At 55.1% G+C, this 13,878-nt stretch carries 13 protein-coding genes and 4 tRNA genes; 9 read left to right on the top strand and 8 right to left on the bottom strand.

The window, feature by feature from the left end:
* Positions 1–157 precede the first annotated feature (157 nt).
* Together MHM85_RS00620 and MHM85_RS00615 are read left to right on the top strand one after the other, a co-directional pair.
* A complete protein-coding gene (locus MHM85_RS00620) occupies positions 158–856 on the top strand; it encodes a CoA transferase subunit A (RefSeq protein WP_139527488.1) in 699 nt (232 codons plus the stop codon).
* A 48-nt stretch (positions 857–904) separates the two neighbouring features.
* Entirely contained in the window at positions 905–1,567 is a 663-nt protein-coding gene (locus tag MHM85_RS00615) for a CoA transferase subunit B (protein WP_139527491.1), read from the top strand.
* Positions 1,568–1,604: 37 nt separating this feature from the next.
* On the opposite strand, the gene MHM85_RS00610 is transcribed toward MHM85_RS00615, so the two are convergent.
* Positions 1,605–2,372: a DUF1338 family protein gene (locus MHM85_RS00610; RefSeq protein WP_139527493.1), complete on the bottom strand. Its 768-nt coding sequence runs from the start codon at positions 2,370–2,372 to the stop codon at positions 1,605–1,607.
* 114 nt (positions 2,373–2,486) lie between these two features.
* On the bottom strand, positions 2,487–2,750 hold the full coding sequence (locus MHM85_RS00605; protein ID WP_139527494.1) for a GrxA family glutaredoxin: 264 nt from the start codon (positions 2,748–2,750) through the stop codon (positions 2,487–2,489).
* A 137-nt stretch (positions 2,751–2,887) separates the two neighbouring features.
* On the opposite strand from MHM85_RS00605, the gene hybE reads away from it, so the two are divergent.
* A complete protein-coding gene (gene hybE / locus MHM85_RS00600; RefSeq protein ID WP_239283283.1) occupies positions 2,888–3,337 on the top strand; it encodes a [NiFe]-hydrogenase assembly chaperone HybE in 450 nt (149 codons plus the stop codon).
* A gap of 77 nt (positions 3,338–3,414) precedes the next feature.
* A complete protein-coding gene (locus MHM85_RS00595) occupies positions 3,415–4,188 on the top strand; it encodes a 3-hydroxybutyrate dehydrogenase (protein WP_139527497.1) in 774 nt (257 codons plus the stop codon).
* Positions 4,189–4,243: 55 nt separating this feature from the next.
* Here the strand turns inward: MHM85_RS00595 and MHM85_RS00590 are convergent, their stop codons facing one another.
* From MHM85_RS00590 to MHM85_RS00580, 3 genes are read right to left on the bottom strand one after another with little or no spacing between them, the layout of a single operon-like run.
* The gene (locus MHM85_RS00590) at positions 4,244–4,783 is read right to left on the bottom strand and encodes a response regulator transcription factor (RefSeq protein WP_139527499.1); all 540 of its coding nucleotides are present in this window, start codon (positions 4,781–4,783) and stop codon (positions 4,244–4,246) included.
* 36 nt (positions 4,784–4,819) lie between these two features.
* Positions 4,820–6,091, bottom strand: a complete 1,272-nt coding sequence (locus MHM85_RS00585) for an ATP-binding protein (RefSeq protein ID WP_139527501.1) — start codon at positions 6,089–6,091, stop codon at positions 4,820–4,822.
* 8 nt (positions 6,092–6,099) lie between these two features.
* Positions 6,100–6,516 carry a hypothetical protein gene (locus tag MHM85_RS00580; protein WP_139527503.1) on the bottom strand — a complete coding sequence of 139 codons (417 nt, stop codon included), beginning with the start codon at positions 6,514–6,516 and terminating at the stop codon, positions 6,100–6,102.
* Positions 6,517–6,665: 149 nt separating this feature from the next.
* On the opposite strand from MHM85_RS00580, the gene pyrC reads away from it, so the two are divergent.
* The gene (gene pyrC, locus MHM85_RS00575) at positions 6,666–7,703 is read left to right on the top strand and encodes a dihydroorotase (RefSeq protein WP_139527505.1); all 1,038 of its coding nucleotides are present in this window, start codon (positions 6,666–6,668) and stop codon (positions 7,701–7,703) included.
* A 118-nt stretch (positions 7,704–7,821) separates the two neighbouring features.
* Here pyrC and mtnN read toward each other — a convergent pair whose 3' ends face one another.
* Together mtnN and folD are read right to left on the bottom strand one after the other, a co-directional pair.
* Entirely contained in the window at positions 7,822–8,529 is a 708-nt protein-coding gene (gene mtnN / locus MHM85_RS00570) for a 5'-methylthioadenosine/S-adenosylhomocysteine nucleosidase (RefSeq protein ID WP_139527507.1), read from the bottom strand.
* Positions 8,530–8,579: 50 nt separating this feature from the next.
* Positions 8,580–9,440, bottom strand: coding sequence for a bifunctional methylenetetrahydrofolate dehydrogenase/methenyltetrahydrofolate cyclohydrolase FolD (gene folD / locus MHM85_RS00565; RefSeq protein ID WP_139527509.1), 861 nt, complete (start codon positions 9,438–9,440; stop codon positions 8,580–8,582).
* A gap of 209 nt (positions 9,441–9,649) precedes the next feature.
* On the opposite strand from folD, the gene MHM85_RS00560 reads away from it, so the two are divergent.
* The 4 genes from MHM85_RS00560 to MHM85_RS00545 all read left to right on the top strand — a co-directional run bounded on the left by MHM85_RS00560 (position 9,650) and on the right by MHM85_RS00545 (position 10,133).
* Positions 9,650–9,726: transfer RNA gene (locus MHM85_RS00560), tRNA-Pro, on the top strand.
* Positions 9,727–9,812: 86 nt separating this feature from the next.
* Positions 9,813–9,889: transfer RNA gene (locus tag MHM85_RS00555), tRNA-Arg, on the top strand.
* A 61-nt stretch (positions 9,890–9,950) separates the two neighbouring features.
* Positions 9,951–10,025, top strand: a tRNA-His gene (locus tag MHM85_RS00550).
* A 33-nt stretch (positions 10,026–10,058) separates the two neighbouring features.
* Positions 10,059–10,133: transfer RNA gene (locus MHM85_RS00545), tRNA-His, on the top strand.
* A gap of 92 nt (positions 10,134–10,225) precedes the next feature.
* Here the strand turns inward: MHM85_RS00545 and amt are convergent.
* A complete protein-coding gene (gene amt, locus MHM85_RS00540; protein ID WP_139527511.1) occupies positions 10,226–13,603 on the bottom strand; it encodes an ammonium transporter in 3,378 nt (1,125 codons plus the stop codon).
* Positions 13,604–13,878 lie beyond the last annotated feature (275 nt).

Below are 13,878 nucleotides of genomic sequence, written 5' to 3'. Positions count from 1 at the left end.
AGTTGTTAAAATAAATTAATAAGAAAAACAAACTTAACAAATATATCATCCGAGACAACACTGGCAATAGGGCGACAGCCGAGCTAACGCTGCTTACACTGTTTCAATCAGCATTCTCGACACCGAACCGTATTCAACAACAACGTGAGGCATGACAATGGCAGGATTCGATAAGCGTGTGGCTTCCTACGAAGAAGCAATGGAAGGCATCGAGAGCGGTATGACCGTAATTGCCGGTGGTTTTGGGTTATGTGGTATCCCTGAAAACCTGATTGCCGAGATCAAACGTCGTGGCGTCAAAGACCTTACCGTGGTTTCCAATAACTGTGGCGTGGATGGTTTTGGTTTGGGCGTACTGCTCGAGGACCGCCAAATCAGTAAGATTATCGCCTCGTACGTGGGCGAGAACGCCCTGTTCGAACAGCAGATGTTGAACGACGAAATCGATGTCGTACTGACGCCACAAGGGACGCTCGCCGAAAAGATGCGGGCAGGCGGGGCGGGTATTCCTGCATTCTATACCGCCACCGGCTATGGCACGCCGATTGGTGAAGGCAAAGAAGTACGGGTCTTTGATGGACGTCATTACATTTTGGAAGAGGCGATCAAAGGCGATTTTGCAATCGTCAAAGGCTGGAAAGCCGACCGATATGGCAACGTCATGTATCGCCATACGGCACAGAATTTCAATCCCATGGCGGCAACCGCAGGCAAAATTACCGTCGTTGAAGTTGAGGAGATCGTTGAGCCAGGTGAACTGGAACCCAGCCAGATTCATACACCGGGAATCTACGTCGATCGCATTATTCAAGGTACGTTCGAGAAACGTATCGAGAAGCGCACCGTGCGCAGTTAAGCGAAGAACGCCAACAATCAACTCAGGACTAAGACAAGAGGTGGCACCATGGCTTTAACTCGTGAACAAATGGCGCAGCGTGTAGCGCGTGAATTGCAGGATGGTTTCTACGTCAATCTAGGTATCGGTATTCCTACGCTGGTGGCCAACTACATCCCGGATGGCATGGATGTCATGCTCCAGTCCGAAAACGGGCTGTTAGGAATGGGGCGGTTTCCCACCGAGGAAGAAGTAGATCCAGACATGATCAATGCGGGTAAGCAGACCGTTACTGCCCGCCCTGGGGCGGCGATTTTCTCCTCCGCTGAGTCGTTTGCCATGATTCGCGGCGGTCATGTGGATTTGACCGTTCTGGGTGCGTTTGAAGTCGACCAAGAGGGCAACATTGCGTCCTGGATGATACCCGGAAAGCTCATCAAAGGCATGGGCGGCGCCATGGATCTCGTAGCAGGTGCAGAAAACATCATTTGCACCATGACCCATGCGTCGAAACACGGCGAATCCAAATTGCTAGAAAAGTGTAACTTGCCTCTGACAGGTGCTGGTTGCATCAATCGTGTGTTGACGGACCTAGCCTATTTGGAGATCAAAGATGGCGCCTTCATTCTCAAGGAGCGAGCGCCAGGCATTAGCGTCGAAGAGATCGTCGAGAAAACCGCTGGTAAACTGATCGTTCCAGATCACGTCCCGGAAATGACGTTCGACGAATAAGCATTTTTTTTCAGTAGCATAAGGCGTGGGCGAGCGCTCACGCCATTTCGCAGCGAGTGTGAAAGGGCAGCAAAATCTCTGCCACACGTTCGTGATCATCACTGACCTGTTTTTGAATCAGGGCTAATCCACCCAAGCACAAGCGGTGCTCGTCGCCGTCGTTGAAGACCATTTTTTGCGGCATCGCCGGGTAAAAACGGTGCTCGAGTAGATTGGAAACGGAAAAGACACCGTTTTGTTGGCCACTTAGTGGCGGCATGCCGGCCTTCTCTAACTGTTCGTTTAGGGTGGCGAGGGGCGCCTGCATTCGATGGCAGTCGAAACCGGCATGATGCAGCCGAGGCCCCATGACGGCAAGCCAAGCGGCTAGTGGGTGCGCGCTGTATAGCTGTCGGTAGAGTGTCCATGAGGGCATCGGCCAGGGCCTGCCTCGGCACAAAAGATTATGGCCTTTGCAATCAGCCGGGTGGCTTTGATGCACCAGCGTCGTCAACGCTTCTCTGGGTGCTTTCGAAAGCGTGCCTATTTGTAGCTCAGCAAGGACCAGCCAACTGGTATCGTCGCTGGGAGCCATCAAGTGAATCAGCAGCCCTTTGTCAGCCATGGCGTAATACCCCGCCGAGCGGTAGCCCATGCGTGCCAAAGGGAGTCCTAGAGCATTCATGGCGAAGGGGCCGTAATTCAGCGTGACCAGCGTCAAGTATTCTGCCTGGGTGTTGAGCGGCCATAACCTTAAGTTGCCGATATCGGGGTGGGTGTGGACGTAGTCCAGCCACAGCTGTTGTAAAAACTCCTCGCGCTGCATGGGGAATCCTCGCCGCCTAAAGACGTCCGTAAGTCAACGGATAGTTGAAAGGTCAGTATAGGCAAGCAAGGAATTGACAGGTTCAACGGGCTTAAACGGCCAATCTAACGCCTATTAGGAAGCCAGCAGCTGTTTTTCACGCACGAACTGATCAAATTCGGTATAGCCGCCGACGTGCTGCTGATCGACGAAGATTTGAGGAACGGTATGGATGGGCTTACCCGCCGTTTTGGCGATATCGTCCTTGGTGACCCCTTCTGAGGGCATGTCCACATAGCGGTAACCGTCGATCTTGCCGCTGTTTTCAAGATGCTCGGCAAGTTGTTTGGCGCGAACGCAAAAAGGGCACGACATGCGCCCAAAAATGACCACAAACATGGCAGTGACTCCTTTACGATATGAGCGTTAAATGAAAATCGATGCTCATTGTGGCGTAGGGAGCGCTTTTTAGCCAATAGCGCCACGCTACGTTTGCTATAAAGCACACCAATCAGCGACATAGATCAGGAGAATCCATGCAGACCTTGGCACCGCATGAGTATGGACATTTAGCCGAGCTGGCTAAGTGTTATCGCGATGATCATTTGGCAACGCTGAAGCAGCAGCCGCACTTCAACCCTCGATTAGGGGTGGATGCTCTCTGTTTTCAACATCTCGACACGCGGATTAGCGGTGCTAGCGTCATGGCGGGTGCACTGATTACCCCCTGTGAGCTGTGGTTGGTGGCGTTACCGGAACAGGCTACGTTACAGGCTCCGCTGGATTCGCAGTGTGTGCTGGCGCTGCCATCTGGCCGTTATGCGTTGGTGTTGGAGCGTTTGTCTACGGGTATCGAGCTCTACAAGCGAAAAATACTGGATGACTTGAGCGATCTAGAGTCTTTGCAAGAAACGGCTCGCTTCGCCCAGCGCATGATGCAGCAGTTGATGACGCAGCCCAGCGCTGCTTATGCGTCGCCCGAGTAGGCAGAAGCAGTAGGTGGCTCCTATACTCACCAACGTTTATCTCTTCATTTTCATGTACGTCATAAAAGGAAACTGGGATGGCATCGCAAAAAGCGACAACACCACGGGTTGCCGTGGTAACGGGTACCAGCAGTGGCATCGGGGAAGCCGTCGTTCGACATTTCTGTGAGCAGGGGCATCAAGTATTGGCCGTCGACTTCAACCCGGCTGGTAAAGAGATTGCGGAGGCAGCAGGTGCCGCGTTCTATCAAGCGGATCTTACCGATCCCGATGCGTGTCGTGGCGCGATCGCCGAGGCGGTCAAGCGTTTTGGTGGCGTGGATATTCTCGTCAATAACGCAGGCATTCAGCATGTTGCTTCGATCGAGACTTTTCCTGAAGCGAAGTGGCGCCAAATCATCGATCTGATGCTGACAGCCCCTTTCCTGCTCACCCAGGCCGCCTGGCCTTACATGCGTGAGAAGGGTTGGGGCCGTGTGGTGAACATCGCTTCTATTCATGCGCAGGTGGCGTCACCAGGCAAAGCGGCGTATATCAGCGCCAAACATGGCATGATCGGGTTGACCAAAACCGCAGCGCTGGAGGGTGGCGAGCAGGGCATTACAGCAAATGCGATTTGCCCAGCATACGTGAAAACGCCGCTGGTCGATAATCAGATCGCGGATCAAGCGAAGCTCAATCATATGGATGAGCAAGAGGTCATCGAGAAGATCATGCTCAAAAATGCCGCCGTCAAACGCCTCATCGAACCATCCGAAGTGGCTCAGCTGGTGGCTTATCTGACCTCGGACGCGGCAGGGGCCGTGACGGGGGCTAGCTGGAACATCGACCTTGGTTGGACGGCGCACTAAACAGTGCCGATTGCCTGCTCTCCTAAAAGACTCATGGGGGAGCAGGCTCAAAAGCTTAGCGGCGAACCGGACGTTTTTGCAGTTTGCGCTGCAGCGTGCGGCGGTGCATGCCCAGTGCCCGAGCTGTCGCTGAGATATTGCCGTCGTGCTCTTGTAGCACTTTTTGAATATGCTCCCAGGTGATCCGGTTGATGGAAGGAGGGTTGTCTGCCAATTCCACATTGGGATCGGCATCAGGATGCTCGAACGCTGTCATCACATCATCTGCATCCGCTGGTTTGCATAGGTAGTTGATGGCGCCCAGTTTGATGGCCTCGACTGCCGTCGCGATACTGGAATAGCCGGTCAGCACCACGATACGACAATCGGGCACGGCAGACAGGAGATCGGGCAGCAGTTTGAGTCCAGAGCTGTGTTCCAGCTTCAGGTCCAGAGTGGCCATGGTCGGCTTGAAGTGTGACGCAGTGCTCAGCGCTTGATCGGCATCATGCGCGACCATGACCTCAAATCCTCGCCGGGTCAAGGCGCGGCTCAGTACGTGGCAAAACATCTCATCGTCATCGACAATCAGCAGGCGCTGCGCTTGGTTCTGCATACTTCCCTCGTTTGTCTTGATCACTGTTGCCTCCGCTTAGTTGGGCGCTGAGCCGCGTGGCAGCGTGACCTCGGTCAGCGTTCCACCTTCGGGATGATTGTACAGGCTTACGCCGCCGCCGAAGCGGTTGATGGTGGCATGGGTGAGAAACAGGCCAATGCCCAACCCTTTGCTTTTGGTCGAGACGAACGTATCACCTAGCTGGTCGGCAATCGACATGGCCACGCCTGGGCCGTGGTCGCGTATATCGATGATCACGCTGTCGTCTTGCCAATCCAAACGAATCGCGATGTGTTCAGGGTTGGCGTCTGCCGCGTTATTCAATAAATTGGTCAGCGCCTGGTCCAGCGTGGCATCTACCGCTAGCCAGGGTCGGCCGCGGCGCTCTGCGACGTCGAAGCGATGACTGACATCGGGACGAATGACCAGCCAGCGCTGCACCACGCCCGCTAGCCATACTTCGGCGTCCAGCACTTCGGGCTCGGCCATGCGCCGACGGTCGGCACTCGTCACCAAATGCTGCAGGCGTGACTTGCAGATATCGACCTGCTGACGTAACAGCGCGATATCCTCCTCCAGTGCGCTATCTCTTGTTGCATCGGCCTGCATCTCCTTGAGCAGGACGGCCATCGTCGACAAAGGTGTGCCCAGCTCGTGGGCAGTGCCCGCCGCTTGGGTGGCAACGGCCAGTACCTGCTCGTTACGAAGGGCGGCTTCACGAGTACGCGATAGCGCTTTGTCACGACTGCGCAGTGCATGCGCCATTTTATAGATAAAAAACGTCACGAGCCCAGCCGACAGTCCAAAGTTGAGCCACATGCCCAAGATATGCAGGCTCAGCGGTCCTTCGCTACTGATATGGCCCAGCTGTGGAATCGGGTGATAGTAAAACATCAAGAAGCTGTAACCGGCCATGGCACAGGCTGCGATGATCCAGGCGTGCCGCCAAGGCAGCGTTGCAGCTGCAATGGTGACAGGGACCAAGTAGTACGTAATGAAAGGGTTCGTAGAACCACCCGAAAAATAGAACAGCAGTGTCAATCCGGCGATATCGGCCAAGAGATGCGATAGGTACTCGCCATGGCTTACGGCCTTGGGTCGGCCTAACCGCCACCAAGTGGCAATGTTGAGCAGCCCCATGGCAATGACCACGCTCACTACGGCCGTGACGGGTAGGTCGAATGCCAGGAGTTCGATGCCAACGATGATGGCCATCAAAAAGCCCGTCCAGGTGATCCCCCGAACGATGGTAAGCCGAACCAGGTTACGATTGGGCGTAGAGAGCGGTAAGGGCAGGGCAGTAGGCATGGTTCGACTTATTTGCTCGATGTTTTGACGCTATGAATGACGAACTTGATGAAAAGTGTCATGACAAACGTCAGCCAACCCGCCGATGCTAGCAGGTTGAACAGCAATATTTTGGGAGGAAGCCACGCCGAACCGAGGAGTGCCTCCAGCATGATATGAAAAAACATGGCTAGCAATAGCGGCAAGGCAAGCGTGTGGATCCACATGTCGGTGCGGCGTTTGCGAATGTGATAGCGACGCAGTAAGTGGCGTAGCGGCCTATGTGCCCAGCTAAAGAGTACCAGCGTTGCCACGACGAACATCACCGCAAGTGTCGGTTCGGTGCTTTGACGGTGCATCGATATGGAAATGGACCATGCAAGCCCCAGCCATGCCAACCCTTCCAGGCTGGCAATGAAATCTGCATAGCGGCGTACGTTCTGCATAAACAACTGAATCCTTGATCTTACAGCGTGGCGTCATGATACGACACTTGCGCGGACCTGTGGGAGCACGCGCAGATTTATCCTAACGGCGTATTGGGTATACTGTGGCCGCTCGCAGATCCCCTTCACCCAGATCAATAGGATTCGCCGTGGACGCTATTACTTTGACCCGCCCTGACGATTGGCACCTACACTTGCGTGATGATGAGGCACTTCGTGCCGTGGTGGGGCACACCGCCGCACAAATGGGTCGCGCGATCATCATGCCGAACCTAAAACCACCGGTGACCACGACAGAGCAGGCCGTCGCGTACCGCGAGCGCATCCTTGCCGCTTTGCCCAAAGGCAGCACCTTCGAGCCGTTGATGGTCCTTTACCTGACGGATACGACACCGCCCGAGGAGATCGAGCGTGCCGTCGAGAGTGGTATCGTCAAAGCCGTGAAGCTATATCCAGCAGGGGCCACGACCAACTCTGCCTCGGGTGTGACAGATATTGCTCACTGCGACGCCACCATTGCCATGATGGCAAAGCTGGGTATGCCGCTGTTGGTGCATGGAGAGGTCACCGATCATGAGATCGATATTTTTGACCGGGAAGCGGTGTTCATCGAGCGCGTTATGAAGCCGTTGTTGGCGCGACACCCTAACTTGAAAGTCGTATTCGAACACATCACCACGCAGCAGGCGGCGGAGTTCGTGGCTAGCGCGCCTGATAACGTGGCGGCTACTATTACTGCTCACCACCTTCTTTTCAATCGCAACCAGATGTTGGCTGGTGGTATCCGCCCTCACTACTATTGCCTGCCCATTTTAAAGCGCGAGCAGCATCGCCAAGCGCTGTTGAGAGCCGCTACGAGCGGAAGCCATAAATTTTTCTTAGGCACCGATAGCGCGCCCCATGCCAAGGGCGACAAAGAGTCCAGCTGTGGCTGCGCGGGTGCTTACACCGCCCCAGCCGCCATCGAGCTCTATGCCACTGCCTTCGAACAGATGCAGGCCCTCGACCAGTTGGAAGCGTTTGCGAGCTTGAATGGGCCACGCTTTTACGGCCTTACCCCGAATGCGGATAGCATCACTCTCGAGCGTCGTGAATGGACGCTGCCAGCGAGTTATCCCTATGCGTCTGGACAAACCATCGTGCCATTACTGGCGGGCGAGACGTTGGCCTGGGCGATGAAGAAGTAGCGGCTAAGTAGCATAAGTGCTCACATAAAGTGCTCTTAACAAAGCACTTTCAATGGAAAACGGAGCCTGGGTGGCTCCGTTTTTTTATGCATGGGCGAGCGACGAATATGAGCCGGGTTTACTGCTGTCCTAATGTCAACAGCATTTGATCGACCATGCGCGAAGAGTGGTCGGCCGCGGTATCGAGAAACTGCTCGAAAGAGAGGTGATTGTCGCCGCTGCCGGGGATGTCGGAGAGGGCGCGAATGACCACGAAAGGGCAGTCATAGAGGTAGCACGTTTGGGCAATGGCCGCGCCTTCCATCTCGACGGCAAGCATGGAGGGGAATTGAGCGCGTGTGGCGGCTACTCGATCTGGATCGGCCATGAACGCGTCGCCTGTAGCAATCATCCCTTCACGCACGTTGACTTCTCCCAGAGCGGCAATGGCGCCACGAGCGATCTCGCGTAGGCGCTTATCCGCAGGGTAAGCGGCGGGCATGCCGGGCACCTGGCCTAATTCGTAGCCAAAGACGACGGCATCGACATCGTGATGGCGAAGCTCATCGGAAATGACCACATCACCAATGGCCAAATCGGTGGCAAAACCGCCTGCTGAGCCCGTATTGATAATGGCATCCGGCTGGTGACGCTCGAGTAAAATGGCCGTGCCTACCGCTGCGTTCACTTTGCCGATACCCGATTGCAAAATGACGATCTCTAGGCCATGGCGCGTGCCGGTATGAAAGACGAAACCGGCGTGTTCGTAGCGTTCAGCGTTTTCGAGCTGTCCCGCTAAGATGCTCACTTCCTGCGCCATAGCGCCAATAATTCCAATGCGTTGCACGGGTATTCTCCGTCCTGATGCGTTGAGTACAATCGAAGGGCATTCGGTCTTTACGATTGCTGGTCGTGGCGTTCAGCCGCTTCTAACGTGTTCTCTAACAGTGTGGCGACCGTCATGGGGCCCACCCCCCCCGGAACAGGCGTGATGTGACTAGCGCGCTCGGCAGCGGCGGTAAAATCTACATCACCTACGAGAGTGCCATCTGCCTGGCGATTGATACCTACATCGATGACCACTGCACCCGGTTTGATCCACTCACCCTTGACGATACCTGGTTTGCCCACGGCGACGACGACTAAGTCAGCGCGGCTGACGTGACTGGCCAAATCTTGTGTAAAGCGGTGACATACCGTCGTGGTACAGCCCGCCAACATGAGTTCCAACGCCATGGGGCGACCAACGATATTGGAAGCGCCTACGATGGTGGCATCGAGTCCGCGCACTTCGACACCGCTTTGGGCCAGCATGGTCATGATCCCTTTGGGCGTGCAGGGGCGTAGCGAAGGGAGTCGCTGAGCCAGTCGACCCAAGTTGTAGGGGTGGAAGCCGTCGACATCTTTATCTGGGCGTATACGTTCGAGAATGGGTCGAGCATCCAAATGGGCTGGCAACGGTAACTGAACCAGGATGCCATCGACAGTGGGATCAGCGTTTAATTGGTCCACCAGCGTCTCGAGCGCTTCTTGCGAGGTGTCGGCAGGTAGCGCATGTTGAAAAGAGAGGATGCCTGCCTGTTCGCAGGCACGGTGCTTGTTGTTGACGTAAACATGAGAGGCGGGGTCCTCGCCGACCACGACAACGGCTAGTCCGGGAGCGCGAGCGCCCGCTTGCTGGCGCGCCGCGATGAGATCGGCCACGCGTTGACGGACATTAGCGGCGATGGCTTTACCATCGATGAGTTGGGCGGTCATGTAATGAGATCCCTATGCGGTTTAAAAGCGAAGCAATGACAAGCGCCGACGACAAGGCGCGTTTTAAAGAGAAGGCGATTTTCGCATGGTAGGACATCAAGGCAAAGCGCCCAGCGAATCAATCACTTTAAGTGTTGACTTTAAAATCAGAAATAGTAATATATGCCTCGCTTGAGACGGGACACGCAGCAGCGTCTAAAGCAAGCAATCGGGATGTAGCGCAGTCTGGTAGCGCGCCTGCTTTGGGAGCAGGATGTCGGGGGTTCGAATCCCTCCATCCCGACCACTTGCCTAAAACGGAAGGTGTTAATCTGCTTCTCCAAATTTTGGTTGTGGTCAAGTGCTCATCCGTATTCTTTGGATACATCATGTGCGCCCATAGCTCAACCGGATAGAGCAACGGCCTTCTAAGCCGTAGGTTGCGGGTTCGAGTCCTGCTGGGCGTGCCAATCAAATACGTATCCGTGTTTGTTTTCCAGTCGGATGTTATCAAGCGCGCTTTCGTCAGTGGTGGATGTAGCTCAGTGGTAGAGCCCCGGATTGTGGCTCCGGTGGTCGTGGGTTCGATCCCCATCATCCACCCCATTGACGAACAAGCGTATTGTTTTACAGGTTGTGGTGGATGTAGCTCAGTGGTAGAGCCCCGGATTGTGGCTCCGGTGGTCGTGGGTTCGATCCCCATCATCCACCCCATTAACCTGATCGCTGTTTTCTTGCCTCTCATATTTTCCCTCTTTTCTTCTCCTTCCTTTTTGTGCTTCTTCTTATTTGTTCGGCCGTTTTGTTTATCTCGGCATGACTTTTATCCGTCCCTCCGCTGTCACGGTGATGGGCTCCGGTTGACCCAGTAAATACCCCTGCGCGTAATCGATTCCCAGTGAACGCAGCGTGTCCAATGTCGATTGATGTTCGACGTATTCGGCTACCGTGTCGATGTGCAGAGCTTTCCCAACCGCATGAATGGCTTCTACCATCGCGCGATCGATAGGATCGGTATGAATATTGCGGATGAAGCTGCCATCGATTTTGAGGTAGTCGACGGAGAGTTGCTTCAAGTAGCTAAAAGAAGAGAGACCGGTGCCGAAGTCATCGAGGGCAAATCGGCAGCCTAGAGATTTGAGCGACTGAATCAGTTCGCTCACCTTGGAGAGCTGTGCAATCGCAGCGCTTTCGGTAATTTCGAAACATAGGGTGCCGTCAGGCAGACTGGCACCACGCACGTGCTGTATCAGCTCCTGACAAAAATCGCTGTCTGATAGGGAGTCCCCCGATAAATTGATCCCCCACTGGCCAATGGTATCTCCCTCAGCGCAGCGATGGCGGTCACTCAGCCAGGCGAGCGTATTGCGCACCACCCAGCGATCGATGCGGGGCATGAAGTGATAGCGTTCAGCGGCAGGTAGAAAGCTGCCAGGAGCGATCAGTGTGCCGTTCTCCTCCAAGCGCAGCAAGATCTCTCGATAGCCTGAGTGATGACCGTTAACCGCGGTAATAGGCTGTGCGAACAAGCGAAATGTATCGTTATCCAAGGCATTTTGCAGCCGCTGAACCCACTGCAACTCTCCATGACGCTCTAGTAGCAGATGATCGTCCGGTTGGTAGCAATGAAGACGATTTCGACCCGCTTCCTTGGCGGTATAGCACGCAGCATCGGCGGCGTGGAGTATGTCCGACAGACGCATGGCGTGCTCGGGCGTCATCGCGACCAAGCCGATGCTAACGCCAATGCCAAAGGTGTGGCCTTGCCATGCAAAGCGAAAATGTTCGATATCGCGACGAATCGCTTCACAGATGATATTGGCCTTCTTCATCGGGCAGTGAGTCAAGACGAGCGCAAATTCGTCCCCGCCTAGACGAGCAACCGTATCGCTATCCCGAACGTGTGCTTTCAGTTTTAACGCTATCTGTCGCAAAAGCTCATCCCCCGCCAGGTGTCCGCAGGTATCGTTGACGATCTTGAATTGATCCAGATCGAGATAGCAGAGCACGTGGTGGTGCTTCTCCTCCTGGGTGAGCAGTTTGGTCATCAGCGTCTCGAAGGCTCGCCGATTGAGGAGCCCTGTCAGATTGTCATGGGTCGCCTGGTAGCTGAGCTGTTCCGAAAGTTGTCGGGTCAAACTAACGTCTTGAAACACCACCACGGCACCAAGAGTCAGGCCACCCCTCGAACGAATCGGGGCAGCGCTGTGCTGAATGGGCACGCGTTTGCCGCTATGGTGCAGTAGCTGGCAATGTTCGCTGAAATGCACCGCACGATGTTGGGTCAATACCTGTCGCGCGGGATTGCTGATGGGCTCGTCGCTCAGCTCGTCGCGAAGCTGATAAACGGTGTGAATCGGTTTGTTCGTCGCTTCGGTGAGCGTCCACCCTGTTAGCCGTTCGGCCTCACCATTGATAAAGGTAATGTTACCGCTGGCATCACAGGTGATCACGCCGTCGCCAATGGACGCTAGCGTGGTACGGGCCAAGTCTCGCTCTCTATTCAACTGCTCCTGAAGCTGCTTGCGCTCGGTGATGTCGCGCACCATGCCAGAACACTCTGAAGCCGAGCCGATAGCACCTTCACTTATTTGGAGTTCCAAGTAACGCACTTGCTGGTCCTCCAGTCGAAGCTTGATTTCATGCTTAGCGCCAGGGGCGAGGGGGGTATGGGGAAGCAGCGTGGTCACCGGACGACCAACCAGCTGTTCGGCGTCCACGTCGAACAGTGCTTCTGCGCCGGGATTCAGTCCCGTCAGTGTTCCATCGGCTTGCCAAGTAATGACACCATCGCGCAGGTTGCGCAGCATGACCTGCGTATGTCCCACTGCGCGTTCCAGCGCCGCTGATACACGGTTGTAACTAGCGGCGATTTCGCCTACTTCGGTGAACGGGTCCGCTTCGATCCGCTGGCGCATATCGCCCTGCCTTTCATGCTGGCGCATATGCTCGAGGAGTTGGTGGAGTTCGTTCTTGGCGCCATGCTCGGCGAGGTTGAGCCCCATTTTTTCCGCGTCCTCAGAGACCCGCAGAGGAAGAAAGCGACGTGTGATGCGAAACAGCATCCAGGCCATGCCAAAACTCCAAAGGCCGCAGGTCAACACGCCGAGTAGTTGAGTCCCAAATTGCTCCATGCGGCTAACATCGTTGCCGAGTCTGCTCATGTCCGCGAACCAAGGAAGGGCGAGGGTGCCCCACACACCGCTAACCAAATGAGCTGGGATGGCGCCTACTGCATCATCGATACGCTTTTTCAGCAGCCATTCGCTGGCCAGTACCATCAGCACGCCGCTTACGCTACCCAGTAAAAAGGCGGCATGGAGTGACAGCGCATGAGCACCTGCCGTGACGGCCACCAGACCAGCGATGGCCCCGTTGATGGCATACATGACATCGGCGTAGCGGCGCACCCGCCAGCCCACCAGCAGGGCCGATAAAATGCCGCCTACGGCACCCAGCATGGTGTTGGCGATAATCCCAGGCACGGAGCTATTCAGCGCGAGTGTGCTACCACCGTTAAATCCAAACCAACCCAGTATCATGAAGAGCGCCCCCAGCATTGCCAGCGGCAAGTTCCCCGCTGGAAACGCGGTGGGGGGATGATCGATCTGAAAGCGCCCTTGGCGCGGACCAATGACGATTACGGCTGCGAGGGCTACCCAGCCGCCAACACTGTGCACCACGGTCGCCCCGGCAAAGTCGATGAAGCCAAGTGTGGCCAACCAGCCAGGCATGCCTCCCAGTAAGCCGCCCCAGGCCCAGTGGCCGAACACCGGGTAAATCAATAGGGCAATCCAAAAGGCGGTCCATAAATAGCCAAGGAAGGGCATGCGCTCGGCAACGGCGCCTGCAACGATGGTAGCGGCCGTGGCGCAAAACATGGCCTGAAAGACGAAGACCGTCATGAGCCATGCGTTGGTAGGTTCCAATTGCCAGCCAAACAGGGAGCTGCCTAGCCATCCCATTTGCGAAATGCCAAACATCATGCCGAAACCGGCTAGCCAGAAAACGCTAACGGCAATAGCAAAATCCGCCAAGTTCTTCATTGCTACGTTGATGGCGTTTTTCGTGCGCGTAGTGCCCGCTTCCAAACAGAGAAAACCTGCTTGCATGACGAAGACGAGCGCTGCCGCCCATAGCACCCAAAGCGTGTCGATCAAGGTGGAGTCGAAGCTATCGGCCATGGTGTTTTCCTTGTACTGTTTTGGTGCATCGCAGACATGAAGGGGGTGCAAAGAATGTCGAGTTGCTTCTCATGAACGCAGCGTCCAGCCTAAAAGTGTCCATAACGATGGAGTGGCTCAGGTAGTGTTAATGGTAATGAAGCAATTGTTGTGCCGCAGATAGTGAAGTCATCCTTTATTGCGCTTTAAGCGTGATAAATGACTAAAAATGATAGATAAAACAGTTTTTATGACTGTGCAAATGCGGTTTGATTGGTGATATTTTTCAATATGTT

Source organism: Halomonas sp. McD50-4 (assembly GCF_022348135.1).
Taxonomy (GTDB): domain Bacteria; phylum Pseudomonadota; class Gammaproteobacteria; order Pseudomonadales; family Halomonadaceae; genus Vreelandella; species Vreelandella piezotolerans.
Note: the sequence above shows the minus strand (reverse complement) of the source record. Positions and strands in the feature narration are given on the sequence as shown.

What these genes read in the sequence shown, in the direction of transcription:
- MHM85_RS00620 (WP_139527488.1), top strand. Translation starts at nt 158, where the DNA reads ATGGCAGGATTCGATAAGCGTGTGGCTTCCTACGAAGAAGCAATGGAA.
- MHM85_RS00615 (WP_139527491.1), top strand. Translation starts at nt 905, where the DNA reads ATGGCTTTAACTCGTGAACAAATGGCGCAGCGTGTAGCGCGTGAATTG.
- MHM85_RS00610 (WP_139527493.1), bottom strand. Translation starts at nt 2,372, where the DNA reads ATGCAGCGCGAGGAGTTTTTACAACAGCTGTGGCTGGACTACGTCCAC.
- MHM85_RS00605 (WP_139527494.1), bottom strand. Translation starts at nt 2,750, where the DNA reads ATGTTTGTGGTCATTTTTGGGCGCATGTCGTGCCCTTTTTGCGTTCGC.
- hybE (WP_239283283.1), top strand. Translation starts at nt 2,888, where the DNA reads ATGCAGACCTTGGCACCGCATGAGTATGGACATTTAGCCGAGCTGGCT.
- MHM85_RS00595 (WP_139527497.1), top strand. Translation starts at nt 3,415, where the DNA reads ATGGCATCGCAAAAAGCGACAACACCACGGGTTGCCGTGGTAACGGGT.
- MHM85_RS00590 (WP_139527499.1), bottom strand. Translation starts at nt 4,783, where the DNA reads ATGCAGAACCAAGCGCAGCGCCTGCTGATTGTCGATGACGATGAGATG.
- MHM85_RS00585 (WP_139527501.1), bottom strand. Translation starts at nt 6,091, where the DNA reads ATGCCTACTGCCCTGCCCTTACCGCTCTCTACGCCCAATCGTAACCTG.
- MHM85_RS00580 (WP_139527503.1), bottom strand. Translation starts at nt 6,516, where the DNA reads ATGCAGAACGTACGCCGCTATGCAGATTTCATTGCCAGCCTGGAAGGG.
- folD (WP_139527509.1), bottom strand. Translation starts at nt 9,440, where the DNA reads ATGACCGCCCAACTCATCGATGGTAAAGCCATCGCCGCTAATGTCCGT.
- amt (WP_139527511.1), bottom strand. Translation starts at nt 13,603, where the DNA reads ATGGCCGATAGCTTCGACTCCACCTTGATCGACACGCTTTGGGTGCTA.